The sequence below is a fragment of the Qaidamihabitans albus genome, assembly GCF_016464705.1.
Taxonomy (GTDB): domain Bacteria; phylum Actinomycetota; class Actinomycetes; order Mycobacteriales; family Pseudonocardiaceae; genus Qaidamihabitans; species Qaidamihabitans albus.
Genome location: NZ_JAEHOB010000011.1, coordinates 186,365 through 211,861, shown reverse-complemented (window position 1 = coordinate 211,861; position 25,497 = coordinate 186,365). Strand labels below are relative to the sequence as shown.

The 25,497-nt window shown below is 71.6% G+C and carries 23 protein-coding genes; 12 read left to right on the top strand and 11 right to left on the bottom strand.

Annotated elements, in window-relative coordinates:
* Positions 1 to 4: 4 nt before the first annotated feature.
* A complete protein-coding gene (gene sdhC / locus JAP66_RS21485; protein ID WP_307849662.1) occupies positions 5 to 814 on the bottom strand; it encodes a succinate dehydrogenase subunit SdhC in 810 nt (269 codons plus the stop codon).
* A 17-nt stretch (positions 815 to 831) separates the two neighbouring features.
* Positions 832 to 1,125: an Rv0250c family protein gene (locus tag JAP66_RS21480; RefSeq protein WP_199433601.1), complete on the bottom strand. Its 294-nt coding sequence runs from the start codon at positions 1,123 to 1,125 to the stop codon at positions 832 to 834.
* A gap of 271 nt (positions 1,126 to 1,396) precedes the next feature.
* Here JAP66_RS21480 and edd point away from each other — a divergent pair, with 271 nt between their 5' ends.
* The 3 genes from edd to JAP66_RS21465 are packed head-to-tail and all read left to right on the top strand — an operon-like array spanning position 1,397 to position 5,424.
* Positions 1,397 to 3,283 (top strand): phosphogluconate dehydratase, encoded by a 1,887-nt coding sequence (gene edd / locus JAP66_RS21475; RefSeq protein WP_199433600.1) that lies wholly within the window; start codon positions 1,397 to 1,399, stop codon positions 3,281 to 3,283.
* The gene (gene eda, locus JAP66_RS21470; RefSeq protein WP_199433599.1) at positions 3,280 to 3,915 is read left to right on the top strand and encodes a bifunctional 4-hydroxy-2-oxoglutarate aldolase/2-dehydro-3-deoxy-phosphogluconate aldolase; all 636 of its coding nucleotides are present in this window, start codon (positions 3,280 to 3,282) and stop codon (positions 3,913 to 3,915) included. The genes edd and eda overlap by 4 nt, the downstream gene beginning before the upstream one ends.
* Before the next feature lie 60 nt (positions 3,916 to 3,975).
* Positions 3,976 to 5,424 carry a lipase maturation factor family protein gene (locus JAP66_RS21465; RefSeq protein WP_199433598.1) on the top strand — a complete coding sequence of 483 codons (1,449 nt, stop codon included), beginning with the start codon at positions 3,976 to 3,978 and terminating at the stop codon, positions 5,422 to 5,424.
* 77 nt (positions 5,425 to 5,501) lie between these two features.
* Here the strand turns inward: JAP66_RS21465 and JAP66_RS21460 are convergent, their stop codons facing one another.
* The gene (locus JAP66_RS21460; RefSeq protein WP_235999206.1) at positions 5,502 to 6,491 is read right to left on the bottom strand and encodes an AraC-like ligand-binding domain-containing protein; all 990 of its coding nucleotides are present in this window, start codon (positions 6,489 to 6,491) and stop codon (positions 5,502 to 5,504) included.
* 194 nt (positions 6,492 to 6,685) lie between these two features.
* On the opposite strand from JAP66_RS21460, the gene JAP66_RS21455 reads away from it, so the two are divergent.
* The 5 genes from JAP66_RS21455 to JAP66_RS21435 are packed head-to-tail and all read left to right on the top strand — an operon-like array spanning position 6,686 to position 11,039.
* Positions 6,686 to 7,642: a VOC family protein gene (locus tag JAP66_RS21455; RefSeq protein WP_199433597.1), complete on the top strand. Its 957-nt coding sequence runs from the start codon at positions 6,686 to 6,688 to the stop codon at positions 7,640 to 7,642.
* Between the two features lie 6 nt (positions 7,643 to 7,648).
* Positions 7,649 to 8,656 (top strand): alpha/beta fold hydrolase, encoded by a 1,008-nt coding sequence (locus JAP66_RS21450; RefSeq protein ID WP_199433596.1) that lies wholly within the window; start codon positions 7,649 to 7,651, stop codon positions 8,654 to 8,656.
* Positions 8,657 to 8,669: 13 nt separating this feature from the next.
* On the top strand, positions 8,670 to 9,887 hold the full coding sequence (locus JAP66_RS21445; protein ID WP_307849661.1) for an acyl-CoA dehydrogenase family protein: 1,218 nt from the start codon (positions 8,670 to 8,672) through the stop codon (positions 9,885 to 9,887).
* Positions 9,888 to 9,894: 7 nt separating this feature from the next.
* Entirely contained in the window at positions 9,895 to 10,404 is a 510-nt protein-coding gene (locus tag JAP66_RS21440; RefSeq protein WP_199433595.1) for a flavin reductase family protein, read from the top strand.
* The gene (locus JAP66_RS21435) at positions 10,401 to 11,039 is read left to right on the top strand and encodes an alpha/beta hydrolase (protein WP_235999205.1); all 639 of its coding nucleotides are present in this window, start codon (positions 10,401 to 10,403) and stop codon (positions 11,037 to 11,039) included. Before JAP66_RS21440 ends, JAP66_RS21435 begins: the two co-directional genes overlap by 4 nt.
* Positions 11,040 to 11,093: 54 nt before the next feature.
* Here the strand turns inward: JAP66_RS21435 and JAP66_RS21430 are convergent, their stop codons facing one another.
* The 4 genes from JAP66_RS21430 to JAP66_RS21415 form a co-directional block, all read right to left on the bottom strand.
* Positions 11,094 to 11,645: a regulatory protein RecX gene (locus JAP66_RS21430; RefSeq protein ID WP_199433594.1), complete on the bottom strand. Its 552-nt coding sequence runs from the start codon at positions 11,643 to 11,645 to the stop codon at positions 11,094 to 11,096.
* 73 nt (positions 11,646 to 11,718) lie between these two features.
* Positions 11,719 to 12,759, bottom strand: coding sequence for a recombinase RecA (gene recA, locus JAP66_RS21425; protein ID WP_199433593.1), 1,041 nt, complete (start codon positions 12,757 to 12,759; stop codon positions 11,719 to 11,721).
* Positions 12,760 to 12,942: 183 nt separating this feature from the next.
* Positions 12,943 to 13,137, bottom strand: a complete 195-nt coding sequence (locus JAP66_RS21420) for a DUF3046 domain-containing protein (protein ID WP_199433592.1) — start codon at positions 13,135 to 13,137, stop codon at positions 12,943 to 12,945.
* 162 nt (positions 13,138 to 13,299) lie between these two features.
* Complete coding sequence (locus JAP66_RS21415) at positions 13,300 to 15,210, bottom strand: Hsp70 family protein (protein WP_199433591.1); 1,911 nt, start codon at positions 15,208 to 15,210, stop codon at positions 13,300 to 13,302.
* A 130-nt stretch (positions 15,211 to 15,340) separates the two neighbouring features.
* Between JAP66_RS21415 and JAP66_RS21410 the strand changes: the two genes are divergently transcribed.
* On the top strand, positions 15,341 to 19,939 hold the full coding sequence (locus JAP66_RS21410) for an ATP-dependent helicase (protein ID WP_235999226.1): 4,599 nt from the start codon (positions 15,341 to 15,343) through the stop codon (positions 19,937 to 19,939).
* A 59-nt stretch (positions 19,940 to 19,998) separates the two neighbouring features.
* Here the strand turns inward: JAP66_RS21410 and JAP66_RS21405 are convergent, their stop codons facing one another.
* Positions 19,999 to 20,370, bottom strand: coding sequence for a hypothetical protein (locus tag JAP66_RS21405; RefSeq protein ID WP_199433590.1), 372 nt, complete (start codon positions 20,368 to 20,370; stop codon positions 19,999 to 20,001).
* A 168-nt stretch (positions 20,371 to 20,538) separates the two neighbouring features.
* On the opposite strand from JAP66_RS21405, the gene def reads away from it, so the two are divergent.
* Positions 20,539 to 21,042 (top strand): peptide deformylase, encoded by a 504-nt coding sequence (gene def, locus JAP66_RS21400; protein ID WP_199433589.1) that lies wholly within the window; start codon positions 20,539 to 20,541, stop codon positions 21,040 to 21,042.
* A 325-nt stretch (positions 21,043 to 21,367) separates the two neighbouring features.
* On the top strand, positions 21,368 to 22,018 hold the full coding sequence (locus JAP66_RS21395; protein ID WP_235999204.1) for a VldE C-terminal domain-containing protein: 651 nt from the start codon (positions 21,368 to 21,370) through the stop codon (positions 22,016 to 22,018).
* Between the two features lie 18 nt (positions 22,019 to 22,036).
* Here JAP66_RS21395 and JAP66_RS21390 read toward each other — a convergent pair whose 3' ends face one another.
* Positions 22,037 to 23,110 (bottom strand): GNAT family N-acetyltransferase, encoded by a 1,074-nt coding sequence (locus JAP66_RS21390; protein WP_199433587.1) that lies wholly within the window; start codon positions 23,108 to 23,110, stop codon positions 22,037 to 22,039.
* A 149-nt stretch (positions 23,111 to 23,259) separates the two neighbouring features.
* On the opposite strand from JAP66_RS21390, the gene rraA reads away from it, so the two are divergent.
* A complete protein-coding gene (rraA, locus tag JAP66_RS21385) occupies positions 23,260 to 23,742 on the top strand; it encodes a ribonuclease E activity regulator RraA (protein WP_199433586.1) in 483 nt (160 codons plus the stop codon).
* A gap of 276 nt (positions 23,743 to 24,018) precedes the next feature.
* On the opposite strand, the gene JAP66_RS21380 is transcribed toward rraA, so the two are convergent.
* Both JAP66_RS21380 and JAP66_RS21375 read right to left on the bottom strand, forming a co-directional pair.
* Complete coding sequence (locus tag JAP66_RS21380) at positions 24,019 to 24,783, bottom strand: maleylpyruvate isomerase family mycothiol-dependent enzyme (RefSeq protein ID WP_199433585.1); 765 nt, start codon at positions 24,781 to 24,783, stop codon at positions 24,019 to 24,021.
* Positions 24,783 to 25,280, bottom strand: a complete 498-nt coding sequence (locus JAP66_RS21375) for an SAV_6107 family HEPN domain-containing protein (protein WP_199433584.1) — start codon at positions 25,278 to 25,280, stop codon at positions 24,783 to 24,785. Before JAP66_RS21375 ends, JAP66_RS21380 begins: the two co-directional genes overlap by 1 nt.
* Between the last annotated feature and the right edge of the window lie 217 nt (positions 25,281 to 25,497).

Below are 25,497 nucleotides of genomic sequence, written 5' to 3'. Positions count from 1 at the left end.
AGAGTCAGTTGAAGAATCGCGGATCCACGATCGTGCCACTGGCGACCAGCCACACGTACAGGTCGGTGAGGGCCAGGGTGGCGAGGGTGATCCAGGCCAGCTGCATGTGCCGGACGTTCAGCCTGGTGACCTGTGTCCAGATCCAGTATCGCACCGGGTTCTTGGAGAAGTGCTTGAGCCTGCCGCCGGTGACGTGCCTGCACGAGTGACAGGACAGCGTGTAACCCCAGAGCAGGACGACGTTGACCAGCAGGACGACGTTGCCGAGCCCGATCCCGAACCCGTTCTCGCCGCCGAAGGCGAGTATCGCGTCGTAACTGTTGATCACGGCGATCAGCACGGCGGCGTAGAAGAAGTACCGGTGGGAGTTCTGCACGATCAGCGGCAGCCGGGTCTCGCCGGTGTACTTCGAGTGCGGCTCCCCGACCGCGCAGGCCGGCGGCGACATCCAGATCGACCGGTAGTACGCCTTGCGGTAGTAGTAGCACGTCAGCCGGAAGAGCAGCAGGAACGGCAGGGACAGGAACGCCAGCGGGATGAATCCCGGCAACTCGCCCACCGGCGTGCCGAGATGGCTGGACCCCGGCACGCAGGAGTCACTCAGGCACGGTGAGTAGAACGGCGTCAGGTAGTGGTGCTCGGCGGCCCAGTAGCCCTCGCGCATGAACGAGCGGACGGTCGCGTAGATGACGAACGCCGCGAGCCCGAGTGTGGTGAGCAGTGGCGGGAGCCACCATCGATCGGTGCGCAGGGTGCGCGCCGTGATCCGCGCTCGGGAACGGGCAGGGACACCGGTGTCTGCTGGGCTGGCCACGCTGCGAGCCGGGCGGTTCACCGCTGGTGACGCTGGTAGCCGCCGACGCCCTCGTCGTCGGCACCCTGCCAGAGCGCCGGGTCGTACGGCGTGTCGGGCACCGGAACGACGTTGGCGCGGTCCGCCGAGGTCGGCTGCACCGGCACCGGAGGCGCCTGGTCGAGGTCGACCGCGTCGATGTCCAGGCGCTCGACGTCGTTGACCAGCCTGCGCACCGCGGGGGCCTCGCCGTAGCGCGCTCGCAGTGCCCCCACGCACTGCCGTAGCTGGCCTATCGTGCGGCGAAGCTCGCTCATCTCGGTGGTGGACATCTCGGGTACCTCCGAATCAGTTCGGTCGGCCGTGCCGCGGTCTGGATGGGGCGCGGTCTCGGCGCCGCTTACCGCTGACTGTGCCTTGCTGTGTGTGGTGTGACAAGTAGCACAACCCGCGTTTCGGGGGTGATCGGGGTCACTAATCGTGATCTTCTTAATCGATTTTGATACCAGGTCGGGCACCTGTACTGTGTCGGCTGTCACCAAGCCGCGACGTCAGCGTTGCCGTCCGCCGCATCGACCAGCCCGCGAAGCGACGGAGACATCTGTGAGCACAGCCCCTGACCGCATCCACCCCGTCATCGAGGACGTCACCGCCCGCATCACCGAGCGCAGCCGGGAGACCCGCCGGGCCTATCTCGACCGGATGTCCGCCGCCGCGGCCGAGGGGCCGGTCAGGGCCGGTATGGCCTGCAGCAACCTCGCGCACGGCTTCGCCGCGTGCTCCGGCTCCGACCGGCTCGCCATCCGCGGGCTGACCAAGCCGGCCATCGCGATCGTCTCCGCCTACAACGACCTGCTCTCGGCGCACCAGCCGCTGCACGAGTTCCCCGCCTGGCTCAAGGACGCCGCGCGGGAGGCCGGTGGCGTCGCCCAGTTCGCGGGCGGCGTGCCGGCCATGTGCGACGGGATCACCCAGGGCCGGGCCGGCATGGAGCTCTCCCTCTACAGCCGGGACGTGATCGCGATGGCCACCGCCATCGCGCTCTCGCACGAGATGTTCGACGGTGCCCTGCTGCTCGGCGTCTGCGACAAGATCGTGCCCGGCCTGCTGATCGGGGCACTGTCGTTCGGGCACCTGCCCGCGATCCTGGTGCCCGCGGGTCCGATGAGCTCCGGACTGCCGAACAAGGAGAAGGCCCGCATCCGCCAGCTGTACGCCGAGGGCCGCGCCACCAGGGAGGACCTGCTCGACGCCGAGTCCGCGTCGTACCACTCGGCGGGCACCTGCACCTTCTACGGCACCGCGAACTCCAACCAGCTCGTGGTCGAGGCGATGGGCCTGCACCTGCCCGGGGCGAGCTTCGTGCATCCCGGCACCCCGCTGCGGCGCGCGCTGACCGAGGAGGCTGCACGGCGGGTCGTCACGCTGTCGCGCGGTGAGGAGTACACGCCGATCGCCGAGGTGGTGGACGAGCGCTCGGTGGTGAACGCGGTCGTCGCGCTGCTCGCGACCGGAGGATCCACGAACCACACGCTGCACCTCGTCGCCGTCGCCGCGGCCGCGGGCATCCAGCTGACCTGGGACGACTTCGCCGATCTCTCCGCGATCGTGCCACTGCTCGCCCGCGTGTACCCGAACGGGAGCGCGGACATCAACCACTTCCACGCCGCGGGCGGCGTCCAGTTCCTGGTGGGAACACTGCTGGAAGCCGGCCTGCTGCACGAGGACGTGCGCACGGTCGCCGGGCGCGGCCTGCACCGCTACCGGCAGGAGCCGATCCTCGACGGCGACACCCTGACGTGGCGTGAGGTACCCGTGCGCAGCCTCGACGAGGACGTGCTGCGGCCCGCGGACCGGCCGTTCGCCCCCGACGGCGGGCTGCGCATGGTGTCGGGCAACCTCGGCCGCGCGGTGATCAAGGTCTCGGCCGTCGAGCCGGAGAACCGGGTGGTGCGGGCTCCCGCCCGCGTGTTCACCACGCAGGCCCAGTTCGACGACGCGTTCCGGGCCGGGCAGCTGGACCGCGACGTCGTGGTGGTCATCCGCAACCAGGGGCCGCGGGCGAACGGCATGCCGGAGCTGCACGGCCTCACGCCGGCGCTCGGCGTGCTGATGGACCGCGGCCACCGCGTCGCGCTGCTCACCGACGGCCGGATGTCCGGCGCGTCCGGCAAGGTCCCCGCGGCCATCCAGGTGACGCCGGAGGCCGCGGCGGGCGGGCCACTCGCGCGGGTGGCCGACGGGGACATCGTTAGGGTGGACGCGGAAGCCGGCGAGCTCGACGTACTCGTGGACACGGCTGAACTGGCCGGGCGGCCACTCGTCGACGCCCCGCCGGACGAGGCCGCCTGGAGCGGCACCGGCCGGGAACTGTTCGGCGCGCTGCGCCTTGCGGCCGGCCCCGCCGACCAGGGCGCGAGCGTGTTCGGCCCGATGACGCCGGGCCACTTCGGTGTGCCTGCCGGAACGAGTGCTGGAGGTAGCAGGTGACGACCGGGTCCGATCTGCTCGAACTGTCCCCGGTGTTGCCGGTGGTGGTGCTCGACGATGCCGAGCACGCCGTTCCGGTGGCGCGGGCGCTGCTCGCCGGTGGCATCCGCGCGGTCGAGCTGACCCTGCGCACGCCCGTCGCGCTCGAGGCCATCCGGCGGGTCGCCGCCGAGGTGCCGGATGTCGTGGTCGGCGCGGGCACCGTGACCAGCCCGGCGCAGGCGCGGCAGGCCGCCGGGGCCGGCGCGGCCTTCCTCGTCACGCCCGGGGTCACCGACGCGGTGCTCGGCGCGGCGTTCGACTCGGGCCTGCCCTTCCTGCCCGGCGTCGCCACCGTGTCGGAGGCGATGCGGCTGGCCGAGCGCCGCCTGGACGCGCTGAAGTTCTTCCCCGCCGAGGCCAGCGGTGGTGTCGACGCCCTCCGCTCGATCGCAGGTCCCCTGCCGGGGCTGCGGTTCTGCCCGACCGGGGGCATCACCGTGGAGAGCGCACCGCGCTACCTTGCGCTGGCGAACGTCGGGTGTGTGGGGGGATCCTGGTTGACGCCGAAGGATGTGCTGACCGCCCGGGACTTCGGCCGGGTGGAGGCGCTGGCGAAGGAGGCGGCGGCTCTCGGGCCGCCCGGCCGGTAGCTCCGGAGCCCGGAGCCCCGGAGCACAGCCGCCCCGACAGGTACAGGAGCAGGCTGCAGGGTGAGCTGGGACTGGTTCACGGATCCGGACTACTGGGCGTCGCGGCTGGTCTTCCAGCGGATGCTGGCCGCGGTCTACCTGGTCGCGTTCGTCGCGGCGGCGAACCAGTTCCGCGCGCTGCTCGGGGAACGCGGCCTGCTGCCGGTCCCCCGTTTCCTGAAGCACGTGTCGTTCCGCGAGTCGCCGAGCCTGTTCCACTGGCACTACTCGGACCGGTTCTTCGCGGGCGTGGCGTGGACCGGCGCAGCGGTTTCGGCCGCGCTGCTGCTCGGCGCGGCCGACCCGCTGCCCGTCTGGGCGCACCTGCTGGTGTGGACGCTGCCGTGGGTGCTGTACCTGTCGATCGTCAACGTCGGCCAGGTCTGGTACTCCTACGGCTGGGAGTCGCTGCTGCTCGAAGCCGGGTTCCTGGCGATCTTCCTCGGCCCCGCGCACGTCGCTCCACCGGTGCCGGTGCTGTGGCTGCTGCTGTGGCTGCTGTTCCGGGTCGAGTTCGGCGCGGGGCTGATCAAGATGCGCGGCGACCCGTGCTGGCGGAACCTGACCTGCCTGTACTACCACCACGAGACCCAGCCGATGCCCGGTCCGCTGAGCTGGCACTTCCACCACCTGCCCCGGCGCCTGCACAAGGTCGAGGTGCTCGCGAACCACTTCGCGCAACTCGTGGTGCCGTTCGCGCTGTTCGCTCCGCAGCCGGCCGCCACCGTCGCCGCGGGTGTCGTCATCGTCACCCAGGGTTGGCTGATGCTCAGCGGCAACTTCGCCTGGCTGAACGCCGTCACGATCACGCTCGCGGTACCCGCGATCGACGGTGAGCTGCTGCCGCTGCCGCGTCCCCAGCTCACCGGGCCACCCGAGTGGTACGTCGGCGCCGTCCTCGCGATGGCCGTGGCGATGGTGATCCTCAGCTACTGGCCGGTGCGCAACCTGCTCGGCCGCCGCCAGCTGATGAACTACAGCTTCAACCGGCTGCACCTGTCCAACAGCTACGGCGCCTTCGGCAGCGTCACGCGCGAGCGGCACGAGGTGGTCATCGAGGGCACCGACGAGCCCGCCATCACCCCTGAAACGGTGTGGCGGGAGTACGAGCTCAAGGGCAAGCCAGGTGACCCGCGGCGGCGGCCACCGCAGGTCGCGCCTTATCACCTGCGGCTCGACTGGCAGCTGTGGTTCACCGCCCTTTCCTCCCGCTACGCGGCGGGTTGGCTGCCCGCGCTCGTGACGAAGCTGCTCAGCGGCGACCCGCAGGTCCGCAAGCTCTTCCGCCACGACCCGTTCTCCGGATCACGGCCGACCTTCGTGCGGGCCCGCCTGTTCCGTTACCGCTACACGACGCGGCAGGAGCGCAGGGAGACCGGCAGGTGGTGGGTGCGTGAGCCCACCGGCACGGTGGTGCGCACCTGCCGCCTGTCCCCCGAGGGCACACCGGAGCCGGTCGGCGTGGACTGACGCGTGTCCGCGCCCCACGCGCACGTGTCCGCGCCGCACGGCGCCGGCACGCGTGCACAGACCGCGGACACGCCGCCTCAGCCGCCGGTCCGCGCCAGGGCCTCGCGACGGAACTCGGCCGGGGTCCGGCCCGTCTCGCGCTTGAAGACGTCCCCGAAGTGCGACGCGCCCTTGAAGCCGCGTCGCATCGCGATCGCGGAGACCGGGACGTCGGCCAGCAGCGGATCGCCGAGGTCACGCCGGCACAGCTCGATACGGCGCGCCCTGATCCACGCCGCGACGGTGTAGCCGGTGTCCTCGAACAGGTGGTGGAGGAAGCGGGGAGAGACGTAGTGCGCGGCGGCGATGCCCGCCGGGCTCAGCGAGGCATCGGACAACCGGGCGTCGATGTAGTCGCATACCCGCTGCAGCAACACCTCCCGGCGTTCGGCCGCGGGCGGAGTGCGCCGCCCGAGCTCCGTACGCAGCATCGCCGTCGCCAGTTCCATCATGTTGCGCACGGCGAGCGGGCCGTCGTGGCCGAGCGAGTCGAGGTTGCGGCACAGGCCGAGGATCATCGTCCAGACCGCCGACGGCAGGCCGGTGTCGGCGTCGAGCGCCGTCGCGGTCAGGTCCGCGAGCAACCCGTCGCAGCGCGCACCCAACCAGTCCTTCGAGAACTTGATGCACACCGACCGGTAGTCGTCGCTGGACACCAGTGTGGTCGGTACCGACGAGTCGTAGAGCGCGAACAGACCGGGCTTGAGCACGGTCGTCCGGCCGTGCTGCGACATCCGGAACTCACCCGACATCTGGAGGGTCATCACGTAGAAGCCCGCATCCGTGGACGAGATCGTGTCCTCGGTGCGATAGGCACCGTGCCGCTCCGACGTCATGGCCACGAAGTCGACCCCCGCGAGCGATCGGCGGTGAACCGTGCCCTTGAACGCGCGGGGCCGTTCGCAGTCGAACCGGAAACGCAGAACGTTGCGCTCGACCACGTCCTTCCACGCGTCGAAGGCGATCTCGCGGCCGCGTTCCGGAGCCGCCAGCCCGGAGGTCAGCAGGTCGTTCACGAGCGACGTCATCGTCATCTCCACGAGGCCGAAGGTGCGACCGGACCGTCACGGCGCCGCAAACACCGTGACGGTGACTCGCATCACATCGCACAGAATAACAGTGCACGCATCCGACAGGCGTGTGCGCTCATCCGGGATGTGCCGCCCGGAGGGGTTTTCTAGCGTTTCTCTCGGAAGCTCAGTCCTCACCGTGGAGGCACGCAATGGCTTACGTCGAGGGTTCGCACCACGTGACGCTGTCGGTGGCAGGAGCGCAGGAGGATGTGGACTTCCACGTCAAGGTCCTCGGCATGCGGTTCATCAAGCGCACCGTCCTGTTCGACGGCGCGTTGCCGATCTATCACCTCTACTACTCCAACGCGAACGGTGATCCGTCCAGCGTCGTGACCTCGTTTCCGTGGGCGCAGGCCGGCTTCTTCGGCAAGCGTGGCACCAACCAGGCCCGGGAGCTGCTGCTCTCCGTCCCGCACGAGTCGATGGACTACTGGCACCGGCGGTTGACCGAGCACGGAATCGACGTCCAGAACGTCGAGGTGTTCGGCGAGCGCAGGCTGGCATTCCGGCACCCGTGCGGCGTCGAGTACATGTTCGTGGGCAACACCGGCGACGAGCGCGTGGGACACCCGGGCCACGGGGTCCCGCCGGAACACGCGGTTCGTGGCCTGCACGGCGTCGGCGTACACGTCGCGACGCCCGATCGCATGGTGGAGTTCGCGAGCGAGACGTTCTACTCACAGGGCAAGCTGCTGGAGGAGGGCGACCGGGCCGCGCTCCAGATCGGCGAGCAGAAGTACGGCAACCAGCTGGAGCTGACGGTCAACCGCAGCGACGAGCAGGGCACCTGGGGCTACGGCGCGGGCACCTTCCATCACTTCGCGTGGAACGTCAGCACGCTGGAGAACCAGCAAGAGCTGCGGTTCGAGATCGAGGGCCGCGGCTACACCGACATCTCGGAGGTCAAGGACCGCAAGTACTTCAAGAGCGTCTACGTCCGGACACCCGGCGGAGCGCTGTTCGAGCTTGCGGTCACGCACGCCGACGGCGGGTGGGACTGCGACGAGTCGCCGAAGGAGCTCGGCACCCGGTTCCAGCTGCCGGAACAGTTCGAGCACCGGCGCGAGGAGATCCTGAGCAGGCTCGAGCCGATCCACGCGGACTAGGCCGCCATGACGGCACAACCGACGCGAACGGCACCGCACCAGGCGGGTGGCTACGAGCTGCGGAGCAGGCGCGGCCAGTTCTGGATCCCCGGTGAACGCGTGACCACCGGGCAGGGCACCGTGCAGCGTGCGCCGATGTTCGTGCAGTGGGAGGCCCCGCCGACCGTGACCCGCCGCCACCCGCTCGTGCTGGTACACGGCGGTGGCGGGCAGGGCACCGACTGGACCGGCACCCCGGACGGGCGGCCCGGCTGGGCGACCCGGTTCGTCGAGGCGGGCTTCGCCGTCTACGTGGTGGACCGGTGCGGGCACGGCCGTTCCCCCTACCACCCGGATGTGGTCGGGGCGATGGGCGGGCCGTTCCCGTACGAGGCGGCGCAAGCGCTGTTCCTGCCGGAGGACTCGCGAGAAGCGCAGACGCAGTGGACCTACGGGCGCGAGATCGGCTCCGGCGACCTCGACCAGCTGGTCTGTGGAATGGGCCCGCTGCCCGCCGATCTCGCCGAGTCGCAGCGGATGGATGCCGACCGGCTCGCCCGGCTGCTCGACCTCGTCGGCCCGGCAGTGCTGGTCACGCACTCCGCCGGCGGGCCGGTCGGGTGGCTGGCCGCCGACGCCCGCCCGGACGGGGTCGCCGCGATCGCCGCCATCGAACCGATCGGCCCTGCGTTCGCGGACTTCCCCGGCCTCGGCAGGCTCGCGTGGGGCCTCACCGCACACCGGATCACCTATGCGCCCGACCGGAGCACGCCCGAGGAGGCGGAGCAGGCAGACCGGGCGAGCCTGCGCATCCCCGCGCTCGCCGGCACGCCGGTCGCGGTGTTCAGCGGTGGAGCGTCGGCGTTCGCGTCGTTCGCACCGGAGGTCGCGAACTTCCTGCGCACGGCGGGTGCCGACGCCGAGCACGTCCACCTTCCCGACCACGGCATCACCGGCAACGGGCACGGGCTGATCCTCGAGGCGAACTCCGACCGAACCATCCAGCCGGTACTGGCCTGGATCATCGACCACTGAGGAGCGATCGACTGTGACGGCGACAGAACCCGCGGCGCCCGCGCGAACGGACACTCCCGGCCTTCATGTCAGCGACGAGTTCGACGGGCTCATGAAACGGCTCGACGGCATCAGCCAGGTACTCGAGGACAACGCCGAGGAGGGCGAGGAACTCGGCCGGCTCACCGAGGAGGCCGCGCGGGCGCTCTGGGACACCGGCGCGTTCCGCGTGGGCATCCCCCGAGAACTCGGTGGGTACGAGTTCTCCCCGCGCCAGGTGATCGAGACCATCGCGCGCATCTCCTACGCCGACGCCTCGGCGGGGTGGACGTTCATGGCACTGCAGATGGTCACCGGTACGACGGCGGCCTATCTGGGGCAGGCCGCGGTCCGCGACCTCTACCCAGACGTGGCGAGCGGGCGCCATGCGTTGATCGCGGGCCAGGGCACCAAGCTCGGCAAGGCCGTCCGGGTGGACGGGGGCTACCGCATCACCGGGCACTGGCACTTCGCGTCCGGCATCGCCCACGCCACGCACGTCCACACCGCCGCGCTCTGCGAGGAGACCGGGCAGGCGCTGGTGTTCACCCTGCCCAAGGAGCAGACGGAGCTGATCGACAACTGGGACGTGCTGGGGCTGCGGGCCACCGGCAGCATCGACTACACCTGTGACGAGCGGTTCGTCCCCGACAGCCACGTCTACGAGATAGCGACGATGGACGCCCGCCTCGGTGGCGCCATCTACCGCATGGGGCTGGCGAACATGGCAGGGGTCTGCCACACCGGCTGGGCGCTCGGCGTCGGCCGCAGGCTGCTCGACGAACTGAAGGCGCTCGCCGCGAAGAAGACCGGCACCCCGAACGCCACCGTGGACACGCAACAGTTCTACGCCGAGTACGCGGAGGCGGAGAGCAGGCTGCGCTCGGCGCGGGCATGGGCCATGGAGATCTGGGCAGACAACGAGGCTGCGCTGGACAGCGGACGGCTCCTCGACACCGAGCAGGAGACGCTCACCAGGCTGATGCTCAACAACACGACCTGGTCCGTGGACGCGGTCGGCCGGTCGGTCCACCGGTGGGCGGCGACGGCGGCCGTGCGCCGGGGCCCGCTGCAGCGGTTCGTCCGGGACCTCCACACGGGCACTCAGCACGTCACCTCGGGCCCGGTGGTGCTGCAGAACTGCGGCAAATGGCTGAGCGGGCTGGCTCCGCGATGCCACTGGGTGTTCCTTGACCTCCAGGAGCAGGAGTGAGGCCGCGGTGCGGGTCCAGGACGACAGGTTGACCGAGGACTTCAAGACCGCCTTCCGCGATCACCCCGCAGGCGTCGCGATCATCACCGCCGACGACGGCGGGGGCCCGGCCGGGCTGACCGCCACCTCGGTCGTCTCGGTCTCCGCCGAACCCGCGCTTCTCGCGTTCTCCCTGTCCGTGCGTTCCTCGGCGACCCCGCGGCTCGCGCGGGCCCGGACCGTTGTCGTCCACCTGCTGGGCACCGCGCAGCTGGACCTGGCGAAGCGGTTCGCGACCGGTGGGATCGACCGGTTCGGCGGACCGGTCGGCTGGACGCGGCTGCCCACCGGGGAACCGCTGCTGCTCGGCGTCGACCGCTGGCTGCGCGGCGGCATCGTGCACCAGGTGGCGGCAGGCGACGCCACCGTGATGATCGCGCGGGTTCAGCAGGTACGGACCGGCCACCGGAACGACGCGCCGCTCGTGTACCGCGACCGGTCCTGGTACGCACTCGGTGACGCGGCGGTGCTGGCATGAGCACGGACCCGGCGGCCCGGCCAGGTGGCCTGCCGATGGTGCAGTGGGGCACGGCGGCCGAGGAGGCAGCGGTCGCGGTGCTCGCGGTCCACGGACGGTCGCAGGATCCATCGTTCATGCGGCAGGTGGCGCAGCGGTTCGGTCCGTCGCCTGCCCGCTTCTACGCGCCCGAGGCGCCGGGCAACAGCTGGTACCCACGGCCGTTCCTGGAGCCCCTCGCGGCCAACCAGCCGGACCTCGACGAGTCCCTCCGCATTCTCGACGGATGCCTGGCCGGGCTCGCCGGGGCAGGTTTCGCACCCGGCCGCGTGGTGCTGTGGGGGTTCTCGCAGGGTGCCTGCCTGCTCTCCCACTACGTGCTGACGTCGCCGCGGCCGTTCGCCGGGTTGATTCTCTTCACCGGCGGCTACATCGGTCCCGAAGCATTGCCCGCGCCTGCCGGGAAGCCGCTGCGGGCGGTACCAGCGGTCGTGCGCAGCGTCGATCAGGATCCCTGGGTGCCGAGCCACCGTGTCCGTGAAACGGCGGCCGTGCTGAGCCGGGCGGGAGCCGAGGTCGATGTGCGCATCGATCCGGGCACCGAGCACATCGTCACCGACGAGGCCTGCGCGGCGGCGACCCGCCTGCTGGCCTGACCCGTGTCCGCGCGCTATGCACGCGTATCTGCGTCGCAGGGCGCGGACAAACCGCTAGTCGGGTGCGACATCGTCGAGCAGCGTCGGCGCCGAACCGGCCTCCCGTAGCTCGTCCTTGATCACCGTGTACGCGAGGCCCTGCGGATACCCTTTACGGCCGAGCATGCCGAGCAGCCGCCGGATCGCGGTCTGCTCGTCGATGCCGTTCATGGTCCGCAACCGCTTGCGGACGAGGTCCCGGGCGCGTTCCTCCTCGGCGTCACGGTCGACCTCGCCGACCGCCTGCTCGGCGATCGCGCCGTCGACGCCCTTGCGTTTCAGCTCGGTGACGAGCGCACGCCTCGCCAGCCCCTGATGGTGGTGCCGGGAACGCACCCAAGACTCGGCGAACGCGGCATCGTCGACCAGCCCGGCCTCGTCCAGCTTGCCCAGCAGGGTCTCGCGAGTCTCCTCGTCGAACCCCTTGCGGCGCAGGGCCTGCCGAAGTTCGTCCTTGGTGCGCGGGCGCGCGGCGAGGAGATCGAAGCAGATCTCCTTCGCCTTCTTCCGCGCTTCCTCGGGCGCCATGTCCGCGGGCTGCCTCCGGCGTGTCCCACGCTCACTCATCGGTGGTCAGCGCCCGTCCGAGAACGCGCCGCCTCACCCGCACCACGCACGTCACCGTTCTCGGCCGCCCTTGTCAGAAGTCGACCGGTGCCGGCACGGTCTCGTCGGCGTCCAGCTGCGCACCGACGCCGAGCTTCTCCTTGATGCGCTTCTCGACCTCGTTGGCGATGTCGGGGTTGTCGCGCAGGAACTTCCTGGCGTTCTCCTTGCCCTGGCCGAGCTGGTCGCCCTCGTAGGTGTACCAGGCCCCCGACTTGCGCAGGATGCCCTGGTCGACACCCATGTCGATGAGCGAACCCTCGCGGGAGATCCCGATGCCGTAGAGGATGTCGAACTCGGCCTGCTTGAACGGCGGCGCGACCTTGTTCTTCACGACCTTCACCCGCGTGCGGTTGCCGACCGGCTCACCGCCGTCCTTCAGCGTCTCGATACGGCGGACGTCCAGCCGGACCGAGGCGTAGAACTTGAGCGCCTTACCACCGGTGGTGGTCTCCGGTGAGCCGAACATGACGCCCACTTTCTCGCGCAGCTGGTTGATGAACATCGCGGTGGTACCGGAGTTGTGCAGCGCACCGGTGATCTTCCGCAGTGCCTGGCTCATCAGGCGCGCCTGGAGCCCGACGTGGGAGTCACCCATTTCGCCCTCGATCTCGGCACGGGGCACGAGCGCGGCGACCGAGTCGATCACCAGGATGTCGAGCGCACCGGAGCGGATGAGCATGTCCGCGATCTCCAGGGCCTGCTCACCGGTGTCCGGCTGGGAGACCAGCAGCGCGTCGGTGTCCACGCCGAGCGCCTTGGCGTACTCGGGGTCCAGCGCGTGCTCGGCGTCGATGAAGGCCGCGATGCCGCCGCCCTTCTGCGCGTTGGCCACGGCGTGCAGGGCGACCGTCGTCTTACCCGAGGATTCCGGACCGTAGATCTCCACGACACGCCCGCGCGGCAGGCCCCCGATGCCCAGTGCGATGTCGAGCGCGATGGCCCCGGTGGGAATGACCTCGATCGGCGCCCGGGTCTCCTCGCCGAGCCGCATGACCGAGCCCTTGCCGTACTGCTTGTCGATCTGGGCAAGGGCCAGATCGAGCGCTTTGCCCTTGTCCGGTGCTGCTGGCATGGAATCCACCTCATTGGCTGTAGCGGTCGTGAACTGCTGGGTCCGACGTTAGGGGCGGGGTCCGACAATTCCCCGGGTTCTTTCGAATCTGTGGATGGCGGCCCCGGTTGTGGACAACCGTGCCGACACGGTAGCCGAACACCTGTTCGAGGTCGAGCCGACACGCCGGGACGGCAGCACTTGTCAGCGACGCTCGACGGGTACCTGGAACTCGGCGCAGACCTGCTCCCAGATTCGTTTGGCGGGCACGCCCGCGGCCAGCGCCTCGTCGACGGTACGGCCGTCCAGCCCGCTCAGCACATGGTCTTTCGCCAGTGTCTCGGCCCGGGTCTCCCCGAACTCCTCCGCCATCAACCGTCGAAAAACCGTGATCCGCATCGAAGCCAGCGTAGCCCCGCCGATCGCCGTACCGTGAGGGCATGTTGCTCGCACAGGAACTGTCCGGGCTCGGCTCGACGCTGCTGTCACTCGCCTCCATCGCCGCGGTCACCGCCGCGCTGGTCGTGCTGGTGGTCGGCATCCGCAAGCGAAGGAAGTGAGCTACTCCCCCGGCTGGACGTGCTGCTCGAAGTAGTCGGCCAGCTCGGACGGCGTGGCCGACTCGTCCTGGCCGGTGACGTTGACCTGGTAGACGAACCCGGCGAGCGGGCGGTCGTCGACCGTGAAGACCAGCGCCGACGAGTTGCGCCCCGCGGCCGCCGAGTACCGGCCCTCCAGTGCGTTGCCCTTCCACCGGGCCTGCACCTGGTCGCCACCACCGGTGCGGTTCAGCAACCCGTCGGTGTACTGGTCGAGGGTGCCGGCGGAGCTGCCGTGCAGGTAGGTGATCTGCGCCCCGGCCAGGCCCGGCGCCGAGCAGGTCACGGCGACGCCCAGCTCCTCCTCGTTCGCGGCGGCCGCCGGGCCGGTGCCCATGCCGGGCCCGCACTGGTTGTTCTCGGCGACACCGCCCGCGAGCTGGCGCAGGCAGCCGGTGAATCCCTCGGCGTCGGCCGCGCCCGGTTCCCGGCACTCCTCGGCCGTGTAGGTGGTGGCCGACGAGGACGAGGACATGAGCACGAATGCCGTACCCGCCGCGAGCAGTGCGACCACCGCCACCGCGGCGCCGATGAGCAGCGTCCTGCGCTTCTTCCCGCCCTTGTCCCCTTTGTTCCCTTTGCTCCCGGCCGCCTGCGGGTAGGTCGGAAAGCTCGCCGGGGCCGCCTGCTGTCCGGCGGGCGGCTGCTGCGGCCCGCCGTGCGGGTACGGCGGCGGCTGCCGGTACGGCCCTGGCTGCGGGTAGCCGGCCGGAACACCGTGCGGACCGGTCGGCACGGGCCCGGCCGGGGCGGCACCGGTCGCGGCGACCTGGTTGTCGACGTTCTGCGTGCGCATGCTGATGCCGTCGGCCGCGACGTGGTGCGCGCCGAGCGCGACGGCCGTCTCCGGCTGGTCCAGGCTCGCGGGCACCACGCCGAGCTTCTCGGCGATCATCGTGCCGACGAGCGGCAGCCTGCTGGATCCGCCGACGAGGTAGATCCCGGCGAGCCGGTCCGGCGTGAGGCCGGCCGAGCGCACGGTCCTCGACAGCAGCTCCACGCTGCGCAGCATCGCCGGCCGCACCAGCGCCTCGAGCTCGGCCCTGGTGACCAGCACGTCGGAGAACGGCTCGGGCATCGGCACCTCGGTCTGCGGATGCCGGGACAGTGCCTCCTTGGCCGCCTTGACGTCCTCCTGCAGTGAGCGCCGCGTGCGCCGGTCGGCGGTCGACTCGGGACGGAGCAGCCGCTGCCAGCGCTGCGGGTCGCTGTGCGAGACCTCGCGGCCGACGTGCACCAGCAGCGCCTGGTCCACGTCCAGCCCGCCGAGGTCGGGCAGGCCGTCCTCGGCCAGCACCGTGAACCCGTTCTGCGCGGCGCCGACCACGGCCACGTCGAAGGTGCCCGCACCCAGGTCGTAGACGGCGAGGGCCTGCCCCTGGGCCAGCGCCTTGCCGGGGAACGACGCGAAGTGCGCCGCCGCCGCGACGGGCTCGGGCACCAGCGAGATCGCGTTGCCCATCCCGGCGAGCCGGGCCGCCGAGAGCAGCACGTTGCGGCGGACGGGGCCCCACTGCGCGGGATGGGTGAGCCTGACCTCGTCGGGCGGCTCCCCGCCGAGCTGGCGGGAGGTCTCCTCCAGCACGCGGCGCAGCACCGCGGCGAGGGCCTCGTTCACCGGGACGACGTCGTCGCCGAGCAGCAGCGTCTGCTCGTCCACCCTGCGTTTGGGGTTGGGTTCGAACCGGGTCGGGTCGAGCCGGGCCCGCCGCTCGGCGTCGCGGCCGATCATCAGCGTGCCGTCCTCGTCCGCGAACACGGCGGAGGGCATGGTGGCGGACCCGTCGACCTCGACGACCCGCGGGGGACGACCGTGTGCGGACAGGACGGCGACGGTGTTGGACGTACCGAGATCCACGGACAGAATCCGCACTGTGCTCCCCTTGTCGAGTACCCGAAGCTCGCGGTGATGCTCCCACGCGCGCGCCTCGCGCGCGGACGGACCCGGCGGATCACCTGCTCAGCACGGGTCCGTGCGGGGAATGTCGGTGCCGGGCCGCATCATGGTGGACGTGGGCAAGGACGTGCTCGACCTGTTCTCCCCCGCCACCAGGGACTGGTTCGCGGGGGCCTTCGCCGCGCCCACCGGCGCACAGGAGGGCGCGTGGCGGGCGGCACACGCCGGGGAGCACGCGCTCGTCGTCGCACCGACCGGCTCGGGCAAGACCCTCGCCGCGTTCCTCTGGGCACTCGACCGGCTGGCGGTCGCGCCCGCCACCGAGCCTGCGCGGCGCTGCCGCGTGCTGTACGTGTCACCGCTTAAGGCCCTCGCGGTGGACGTCCAGCGCAACCTGCGCGCACCACTGGCCGGCATCTCCCAGGCAGCACGGCGGCTCGGCCTGCCCGCGCCGGAGATCTCGGTCGGTATGCGCACCGGCGACACCACACCCGCCGAGCGCAGGTCGTTCGCCCGCACGCCGCCGGACGTGCTGGTGACCACCCCGGAGTCCCTGTTCCTGCTGCTCACCTCCTCGGCGCGGGAGTCGTTGCGCGGCGTCGAGACGGTGATCGTCGACGAGGTGCACGCCGTCGCGGGCGGCAAGCGCGGCGCGCATCTGGCGCTGTCGCTGGAGCGGCTCGACGAGCTGCTGCCCCGGCCCGCGCAGCGCATCGGCCTGTCCGCCACGGTGCGGCCCGTCGACGAGGTGAGCGCCTTCCTCGCCGGCGGCAGGCCGGTCCGGGTGGTGCAGCCGGAGCTCGCCAAGACGATCGAGGTCCGCGTCGAGGTCCCGGTCGAGGACATGGCCGACCTCGACGGGCCGCGCGTCACCGCGTCGCCGTTCGACGCGCCGTCGCCGGGCGAGGACGGTGCCGGCCAGGACGTCGCCCGCAGGCCGTCCATCTGGCCCGCGGTCGAGGAGCGGGTGCTCGAGCTCATCCGGGCGCATCGCTCGACGATCGTGTTCGCCAACTCACGGCGGCTCACCGAACGGCTCACCTCGCGGCTGAACGAGCTCGCGGCCGAGCACACCGAGCTGGAACCGGGTCAGCGGTTCCCGGCCGAGGCCATCGGCGAGTCGGGGCACACGACCGGCGCCGAGGCCACCGTCGCGAAGGCGCACCACGGCTCGATGTCGCGGGAGCAGCGCACCCGCGTCGAGGAGGAGCTCAAGTCGGGCCGGTTGCCGTGCGTGGTCGCCACGTCGTCCCTCGAACTCGGCATCGACATGGGCGCGGTGGACCTCGTCGTACAGATCGAGGCGCCGCCCACCGTGGCGTCGGGCCTGCAGCGGGTCGGCCGCGCCGGCCACCACGTCGGTGCCGTTTCCAGCGGCGTCATGTTCCCGAAGTTCCGGGGCGATCTGGTGTCGTGCGCCGTGGTGGCCGAGCGGATGGCGAACGGCGCGATCGAAGCGGTCCACTACCCGCGCAACCCGCTGGACGTGCTGGCCCAGCAGATCGTGGCGATGGTCGCGCTCGAAGCTCGTACGGTCGCCGACCTCGCGGCCACCGTACGCAGGGCCGCGCCGTTCACCGCGTTGCCCGACGACGCGCTGCACGCGGTGCTCGACATGCTCGCCGGCCGCTACCCGAGTGAGGACTTCGGCGAGCTGCGCGCCCGCATCACCTGGGACCGGGTCACCGGTGAGCTGCGCGGACGGCCGGGCGCCCAGCGGCTGGCCGTCACCTCCGGCGGGACGATCCCCGATCGCGGGCTGTTCACGGTGATGACTCCCGGAGCCGAGGACAAGCCCGGCTCGCGGGTGGGCGAGCTCGACGAGGAGATGGTCTACGAGTCCCGCGTCGGTGACACCGTGCTGCTCGGCACGTCGTCGTGGCGGGTCACCGACATCACGCACGACCGCGTGATCGTCGTTCCGGCACCCGGCGAGCCCGCGCGGATGCCGTTCTGGAAGGGCGACGCGCCGGGACGGCCACTCGAGCTCGGCAGGGCGCTCGGCGCCTTCCTTCGCGAGCTATCCACTTCGGACAGTGCAACGGCACGCTCCCGCGCGGCGGCGGCCGGCCTCGACGAACGCGCCTGCGACAACCTGCTCGGCTACCTCGAGGAGCAGCGGACCGCCACCCGGCACGTGCCGAACGACCGCACGATGCTGCTCGAACGGTTCCGCGACGAGCTCGGCGACTGGCGTGTGGTGCTGCACTCACCCTTCGGTGCGCAGGTGAACGCGCCGTGGGCACTGGCGATCGCGGCGCGGCTGCGCGAGAACCGCGGGGTGGACGCACAGGTGGCGCACTCCGACGACGGGATCGTGCTGCGGCTGCCCGACGCGCTCGACGCCGAAGGCGGCGAGGTCGTCATCGGGGCCGACGACGTGCTGCTCGACCCGGACGAGGTGGAGCAGCTGATCGTCGCCGAGGTCGGTGGCTCGGCGCTGTTCGCCGCCCGATTCCGGGAGTGCGCGGCCCGGTCGCTGCTGCTGCCCCGGCGCGATCCACGCCGCCGCACGCCGTTGTGGCAGCAGCGGCAGCGCGCGTCGCAGCTGCTCACGGTGGCCGCCAAGTACGAGCGGTTCCCCGTGGTGCTGGAGGCCATGCGCGAGTGCCTGCAGGACGTGTACGACGTGGGCGGGCTGCGCGAGCTGATGTCCGACGTGCGGGCGCGCCGGGTGCGGCTCGTCGAGGTGGAGACGCAGTCGGCCTCGCCGTTCGCGAGCAGCCTGCTGTTCGGCTACGTCGGCATGTTCCTGTACGAGACGGACGCGCCGCTGGCCGAGCGCCGGGCCGCCGCGCTGTCGCTGGACTCCGCCCTGCTCGCCGAACTGCTCGGCACGGAGGCGATCCGCGAACTGCTGGACGCGGACGTGGTCGCCTCCGTGGAGCGCTCGCTGCAACGGCTGGAACCCGACCGGCGCGCGCGTGGCATCGAGGACACCGCGGACCTGCTGAAGTTCCTCGGCGATCTCACGACGGCCGAGGCCGCCGAGCGCGGCGTCGCGCCGGAGTGGCTCGGCGAGCTGGTCGCCCAGCGCCGTGCGATCTCGGTGCGGATCGCCGGTGAGGACCGCTACCTCGCCATCGAGGACGCCGGCCGGGTCCGCGACTCGCTCGGGGTCGCCCTGCCCGTCGGCGTGCCGGAGACCTTCACCGAACCCGTCGCCGACCCGCTGGGGGACCTGCTGATCCGCTACGCCCGCTGCCGGGGCCCCTTCCCGGCGAAGCAGGCCGCCGGGCGCTTCGGCCTCGGCACCGCGGTGGTCACGGGGATACTCGACCGGCTCACCTCGGAGGGCCGGCTGGTCCGGGGCGAGCTGGCCCCGGAGCCGCACGAACCGGGCGTGGAGTACTGCGATGCCGGCGTGCTGCGCAGGCTGCGCCGTGCCTCGCTGGCGCGGCTGCGCGCCGAGGTCGAGCCGGTGGAGCCCGCGGCGCTGGGCCGGTTCCTGCCCGGCTGGCACGGCATCGGCGGCCGGGTCCGGTCGGCGCCGACGGCTGACGACGTGCTCTCGGTCGTCGAGCAGCTCGCCGGGGCTCCGCTGCCGGCGAGTGCGCTGGAGTCGCTGATCCTGCCGAGCCGGCTGCCCGGCTACTACCCCGCGCTGCTCGACGAGCTCACCACGGCGGGTGAGGTGACGTGGTGCGGTTGCGGCGCGCTCTCCGGAGGAGACGGCTGGATCGCGCTCGCCCCCGCGGACGTCGCGGACCTCCTCCTGCCCGACCTCGAGGAAACGGCTCCCGCGGGGCCGCTGCACGAGGCGATCCTGTCCATGCTGGAGGGTGGCGCGCTGTTTTTCCGCCAGCTCGTCGACCGGGTCACGCCGCTCGTCGACGCGGCGCCCGAGGACGCGGAGGTGGTAGCGGCGCTGTGGGATCTGGTGTGGGCGGGCCGGGTCAGCGGGGACACGCTCGGGCCGCTGCGGGCGCAGGTCTCCGGACGCGGCGCCGCACACAAACCGCGGCGCTCGGCCCCGCGCGGGCGCTATGCCCGGCTCCGCGCCGGGCGGCCTGCCATGCCGTCCCGGACGGGGCCGCCGACGGTGGCCGGCCGGTGGGGACTGACACCCGAGCGCGAACCCGACCCGACCCGGCGCACGCACGCCCGGACCGAGTCGTTCCTCGAGCGGCACGGCGTGCTCACTCGCGGCGCGCTCGATACCGAACGGATCTCGGGCGGCTTCTCGGGGGTCTACAAGGTGCTGCGCAGCATGGAGGACTCCGGGCAGGTCATCCGCGGCTACGTGGTCGAGGGGCTGGGGGCCGCCCAGTTCGCGGCACGCGGCGCGGTCGACCGGCTGCGGGCGCTGTCCGACACCGGCAGAGCACGTACGGAGCAGCGGGCCGTGGTGCTGGCCGCGAGCGATCCGGCACAGCCGTACGGCGCCGCGCTGGCATGGCCGCCACCGGTCGGCGGCGGCAGGCACCGGCCTGCCCGCAAGGCGGGCGCGCTGGCGGTGCTGGTCGACGGCGTGCCCGCGCTGTACGTGGAGCGGGGCGGACGATCACTGCTGTCGTTTACCGAGGACGAGCCGGCCCTGCGGGCGGCGGCGCAGGCGCTGTCGACCGCGGTGCGGGAGGGCTGGCTCGGCCAGTTGCAGGTGCAGCGGACCGACGGGGAGCAGGCGCTCACGTCCGAACTGGCGGAGATCCTGCGTGAGGTCGGGTTCCGCGCCACGCCGAAGGGGCTCCGGCTGCGGGCCTAGCTGGTCCGGGCTGGTCCGGCCTCGTGAGTGCGCACCCGAGTTGGAACTCGTGTGCGCACTCACGAGCGTTGGCGGCGGAGGCGCTGGATCCCGAAGGCGATCAGGCCGAGCACGGCGCCCCAGATCGCGTTGGTGAACAGCATGCCCATCACGCCCGGCACGCCGACGGGCTGGGCATCGGGGAAGAACGGCTGGGCGAGGAGGTTCAGCAGCGCCGCCAGTATCGCGTAGGCCACACCGGCGAGTGTGAGCGTGAGCACGGGCTGATCGGTCCTGGTCCACACGGCGACGACCACCCACACGACGGCGATCAACGCCGTCGCCGCCAGCGGGCTCCACGGCTTGCCCAGCGCGTCCAGTACGCCGAACATGCTCAGCACCGGGCGGACGAGGCCCACCGCTCCGAGTGCGACGGCCAGCTTCCATTGCATGGCACCGACGCTATTCACCGGCGACCGCGCTGCCATCCGCCCACGGTCGACACCTGTGGTCGCCCGGCGCCAACCCACGGTGTACGGGTCCTCGGGGCGATGCACCCACGGGGGCGGTCGGACGCGGTCGGCTAAGCTGCGCCGCGAGCGGCGAAAGGATCTCCGACGATGGCCATGCGCGCCCTGCGCTACTTCGGCGACCCGGTGCTGAAAACCGTCGCCGACCCGGTGACACGGTTCGACAAGTCGCTGGAGTCGCTGGTCACCGACCTGCTGGACACCGTCGACGCCCCTGGTCGGGCCGGTCTCGCCGCACCGCAGATCGGCGTGAGCCTGCGGGCCTTCAGCTACAACGTCGAGGGCAAGATCGGTTACGTCCTCAATCCGGAGATCGTAGAACTGTCCGAGGAGACGCACGAGATCGACGAGGGCTGCCTGTCCGTGCCGGAACTCTGGTTCCCGACGAGGCGGGCCGTACACGCCGCCGTCCGTGGCGTCGACACGCGCAACGAGCCCGTCACCGTGGAGGGTGACGACGTGCTGGCGCAGTGCCTGCAACACGAGACCGACCATCTGGACGGGATTCTCTACCTCGACCGCCTCGACCCCGACCGCAAGCGCCGCGCCATGCGCGAGGCACGGGAGAGGGACTGGTTCTGGTCCCGCCGCTAGCGGCCCGGCGTGTCCGCGCTCCGCGCACAGGTGTCCGCGCTCCGCGGCACCGTAAGGTCCAGCTCCTCGACTACAGGCAGGCTCGCCTGGCTTCCAGCGGCCATTCGGCCTAATCGGCTCACGGCATTCGGCGGCAATGTTCCGATGATCTGTGTCCGAAGCCACTCGGCCGTGACACGCCTGTTGCCGGTTCGTAATCTGTCCGAGCCTTCCGGTTGACCGGCGTTCCCCCGGAAAGACAACGCGCCGGAAAACCCTACCCCGAGGAACGGTGCGAACAAGTATGTCCGGTCGACATCGCCTGAAAAAATCACCATCGTGGAGAATGCCGACGGCGGTCGGAACTTCCGCCGCCGCACTTCTGGCATTCACCGCCTGGATCACCGGCGGATTGTGGCAAAGCGACGACAACCACGGCGCGGCCCTTGCGTTCGCCGCCAGGGAGCCGACGACCTCCGCGCCGACGACCACGCGATCCACCACCACCAGCAAGGCCCCCACCAGCACGACCACGACGCCACCCCCGACGACCACGACGACGGAGGAACCGGTCGAGAAGCCGGAGCCCGAGCCGGAACCGGAACCCGAACCGGTCGCGCCACCGCCGCCACCACCCGAATCCTGCCCGACCTCGCTGGAAGGTACGCAACCTCACGTAGCGCAAGTGGGCAATCACATTCTGAATAAGTTCGCCGTCGATTCCGTCGGTGGCCAGGCCGGCCGTTCCGGAACCAGCGACCACCCGTCGGGTTTGGCTCTCGATTTCATGGTGGGCACGGAAACCGGTGACGCGATAGCGGACTACCTGTTGGCGCACCAGTCGGATTTCGCGGTGAAGTACGTGATCTGGCGCCAGCGGTACAACGACGGCGGCGGCTGGTCGACGATGGAGGACCGGGGCAGCGCCACGGCCAACCACTACGACCACGTGCACGTGTCGTTCGAGGCCGGCGGCGACGTCTCCGTCACCTGCTGACCGGCGGCGCACCGGGAGTCACAGACGGATCCGGAGCAGGCCGCCCGGCTCCGCGGGCGCGGGTGCCAGACCCGCACGCAATGCGGTGCGGCGCATGCCCTCCTGGCCGGGCAGGTACGTCGCCACCAGCTCGTGGCGGCCACGCGCGGCGGCGAGCACGGCGAGCCGCTTCAGCAGCGCCGTGCCGAGCCCGTTGCGCTGCCACGCGTCCTCGACCAGGAGGGAGACCTCCGCGATGTCGCCGTGGCCGGGGATCAGCTGACCGAGCGCGAGCACGTCCCGCCCGCACACCGCCAGCACGCTGAGCCCACCGTCCGGCGCGAGGAGGCGATGTGACCAGCGGCGGGGGATCGTGCGCAGGCCCGCGTGGTAACGCCGGAACAGGGTTTCCGCCGAGCACCGGCCGTGCAGGGCGAGCACCGCGTCCGCGTCGGCGGGCACGCCTTCGCGCAGCACCACGGTGGCGCCATCCGCGCAGGTGACGACCGCGGGCCCGCTGACGTTCGCCCGTACCGTGCGGAGCAGGCCGAGCAGGGCCTCCGCCCGCGCCAGCTCCAGCTGGGCGAACGGCGCCCAGGATCGCCGGGCGACCAGCGCCCGGGCGCCGTCGAGCCAGAGGACAGCCCGGTGGCCGCCCTCGCCGCGGCCGGGGTTCGCCTCGCCGGTGGGCACGACTGTCACCAGATCCGCGGCCAGCACCTCCCGCACCGCCTCCGCGCAGGCAGCCGGATCGGCGACCGCGCGACCGGCTGCCGTCAGGCTCGCGGCAGCGGTGTCGACGAGCTCGCGCACATCGGCGTCCGTGCTGCCGAAACACTCGCCGTCCTCCTCGCGGATGGCACTGATCAGCTGCGCCCGGGTGAGTCCGGCGGCCGGGCGCACGACGATCTCGTCGAGTACGCCGCCGGGTACCGGCAGCACGCTGAGTGCGAGGATGTTGCAGTCGAGGTCCGCGAGCCGGACCGCGACCCGCGCGAGGGTGCCGGGACGGTCGTCCATCCGGATGCGCAGCCGCCAGGTGACCGAGGGCGTGGCGGCCTCCGGCCCGGCCACGCCGGGACGCGCTGCGGAACGAGCGTGACCAGTATCCATGAACCCACAGTCGTGGACCGTTGTTGCTGGTCGGCGGCGCGGGCGTTTCCTGAAGGTCAGCATTGCCCCGGCCGTGCAACGCCGCCGAAACACCGCGGTCGTTACCCTGGTCGCTCCCGAGCAACGGCGAGCACAGAAGGGCCCCGCCCGTGAACGACTCCCCCAGCACCGCCGATCTGGTCGACGAGCACGGGGCGCTGCTGCGCGTCTGCGATGTCCAGTTCCAGCAGTTCGGCAAGGTGCGTGCCTTTTCCGGCCCGGTTCGCACGGTGTCCTGCTACGAGGACAACGGACTCGTCCGGGAACTGCTCAACACGCCGGGAGAGGGCAGCGTTCTGGTGGTGGACGGCCGGGGCTCCCTGCGAAGCGCGCTCACCGGTGACCTGATCGCGAAGGCGGCAGTGGACAACGGCTGGGCCGGCCTCGTGCTGTACGGCGCGGTCCGGGACAGCGCCGTGCTGGGCACGCTGCCGCTGGGCATCAAGGCGCTCGGCACGAATCCCCGCAAGAGCTCCAAGGCGGGTGCGGGAGCGGTGGACGTTCCGGTGGGCTTCGGCGGCGTCACGTTCTCCCCCGGCGACGTGCTGCACGCCGACGACGACGGTGTGGTGCTGCTACCGCCCGCCGCGTGAGCCCGAGACGCGGAAGTCGGCGTCCTCGGGCCGGTGAGTGTCCGCCACGGCACGTCGCCGGCAGCCGCCGCCGGGCGGGCGCCCCGCGCCAGCTCTGTCCACTATGGAGCACTGTCGCTCCTGGCTGCCGCTGGCCAGGGCGGTCACCGCATCGGAACCTGGCGCGGCACACCCGAACGCAGCACTCGCGGGTTCCAGCGGGGGACTCGCGGGCTGAAGGTGAGACCGGGGCGGACGGCGTTGCTTCCCCACAAGCCGTACTGCCACGGCCCCACCTCAGCGGGTCGCGAGCCTCATCAGCGCCCACAGCTGCCCGGCGGCGTCGTCATCACCGTCGACGATCACCGAACCCGGCCAGCCCCGCCCCCACAACCACAGGTAGATTTCCTGCGGAGCACCGGAGACGGTCGCGTCCGCCTGGTCCGCCTCGGTACCGGAACATCGCCAGGCGACCGTCTCCGCCGGGCCGGCGCGAGCGATCCAGGTGTGCCCGCCGGAGCGAACCGCGACGAGCCCCGGCCTGGTGCCGGTGAGCCCCAGCATCGGCAGCCGCTGGCCGAACCACAGGGTCAGCGCCTCGTCGACCCCGTCGATCGCGATGTCGTCGGTGATCGCGGCGACCTCGACCCCGGCCGCATCCTGCACGTCGACCCGGTGGATGGTCGTCTCGTGCGCCATCCGCCTGCGCCAGAACCCGTAGGTCGGGTCGGCCGGCCACCACGTCGCCGCGCGATCTCCGGGATCATGTCTCGCCAGCTCGCCGGTCAGTTCGGCGAGCCCTTCCCGCAGATAGTCCTCCACCGACTGGCCGGGAGCCGGATCGCGCTGCCATTCCCGCGGCCGCCGACCGTGTGCCAGCCACGACAGCACGACCCGGTACACGCTCCCCACGTGCCGGACCACCTCGCCGACGGTCCAGCCGGGACACATGCGCACCGGCGTGCCGGAAGCGGTGCGCCGCGCGGCCTCGGTGAGCAGTTCGACCTCCACCTCCATGGCTTCGAGGAACCGGCCGTGATCGGCAAGAGCCTGCCCGCGCATCACCTTTCCCGGCGTTTCCGCGCGCGTGGCCGTACATCACAGCGGCTGACCCGGGCGGCCGACGTGCCGTGCACCACCCTGCGGGCGAGCGCCACGAATTCACTCGCCCGCAGGAACAGCTCGTCGGCGGAGTCGACGGTGACCGCGCGCGTGATCCCCGCCTGCGCGGCCGCCCGCTTCGCCGAGTTGGCGGCGAAGAACGCCGCCCACTCCGCCAGCTCGGGCGCGGCCGACTCCAGCAGCGTCCACACACTTTCCGGGCGGGCCCGGCCGCGGTGCGGACGGCCCCTGGCGGCGAGCACGGCGGCCGCGGCCCGCAGCGCCGAAAGGTACGAGCCGACGAACCGTGAGACCGGATCGGCCTCCCGGCGGGCTTCGGCGAGACCGTGCCCGGCCTGCGCGAGCAGCGAAACGGCCGCGGGCACCGCCGGTGGCCGCAGCTCGATCGGCAGCGCGGGCTGGACTGAGCCATTGCGCGACGCGAACACGACCGACATGGCCCACCTCCTCATCTAGAGCTCGAGATGAAGCCCTCAGCGGTGGTGCCCGGAGCGGAGGTGCTTCCCCCACCTGCGCTCCGGGCACCGGGCCGGTGAGCGCTCCACCGGGTGTCGAACGTATGTTCGACAAGTCCAGATTAGCTGGCGACGGACGGGGGCTCAAGCCCGGGCGGCGCGATGTCCGTCGCACCCGGTGGCCGTTCCGTGATCTCAT

Excerpts from the sequence above, each read along its gene's own strand:
- JAP66_RS21480 (WP_199433601.1), bottom strand. The coding sequence starts at position 1,125 with ATGTCCACCACCGAGATGAGCGAGCTTCGCCGCACGATAGGCCAGCTA.
- JAP66_RS21460 (WP_235999206.1), bottom strand. The coding sequence starts at position 6,491 with ATGACGTCGCTCGTGAACGACCTGCTGACCTCCGGGCTGGCGGCTCCG.
- JAP66_RS21455 (WP_199433597.1), top strand. The coding sequence starts at position 6,686 with ATGGCTTACGTCGAGGGTTCGCACCACGTGACGCTGTCGGTGGCAGGA.
- JAP66_RS21450 (WP_199433596.1), top strand. The coding sequence starts at position 7,649 with ATGACGGCACAACCGACGCGAACGGCACCGCACCAGGCGGGTGGCTAC.
- JAP66_RS21435 (WP_235999205.1), top strand. The coding sequence starts at position 10,401 with ATGAGCACGGACCCGGCGGCCCGGCCAGGTGGCCTGCCGATGGTGCAG.
- JAP66_RS21430 (WP_199433594.1), bottom strand. The coding sequence starts at position 11,645 with ATGAGTGAGCGTGGGACACGCCGGAGGCAGCCCGCGGACATGGCGCCC.
- recA (WP_199433593.1), bottom strand. The coding sequence starts at position 12,759 with ATGCCAGCAGCACCGGACAAGGGCAAAGCGCTCGATCTGGCCCTTGCC.
- JAP66_RS21420 (WP_199433592.1), bottom strand. The coding sequence starts at position 13,137 with ATGCGGATCACGGTTTTTCGACGGTTGATGGCGGAGGAGTTCGGGGAG.
- JAP66_RS21410 (WP_235999226.1), top strand. The coding sequence starts at position 15,341 with ATGGTGGACGTGGGCAAGGACGTGCTCGACCTGTTCTCCCCCGCCACC.
- JAP66_RS21405 (WP_199433590.1), bottom strand. The coding sequence starts at position 20,370 with ATGCAATGGAAGCTGGCCGTCGCACTCGGAGCGGTGGGCCTCGTCCGC.
- def (WP_199433589.1), top strand. The coding sequence starts at position 20,539 with ATGGCCATGCGCGCCCTGCGCTACTTCGGCGACCCGGTGCTGAAAACC.
- JAP66_RS21395 (WP_235999204.1), top strand. The coding sequence starts at position 21,368 with ATGCCGACGGCGGTCGGAACTTCCGCCGCCGCACTTCTGGCATTCACC.
- JAP66_RS21390 (WP_199433587.1), bottom strand. The coding sequence starts at position 23,110 with ATGGATACTGGTCACGCTCGTTCCGCAGCGCGTCCCGGCGTGGCCGGG.
- JAP66_RS21380 (WP_199433585.1), bottom strand. The coding sequence starts at position 24,783 with ATGCGCGGGCAGGCTCTTGCCGATCACGGCCGGTTCCTCGAAGCCATG.
- JAP66_RS21375 (WP_199433584.1), bottom strand. The coding sequence starts at position 25,280 with ATGTCGGTCGTGTTCGCGTCGCGCAATGGCTCAGTCCAGCCCGCGCTG.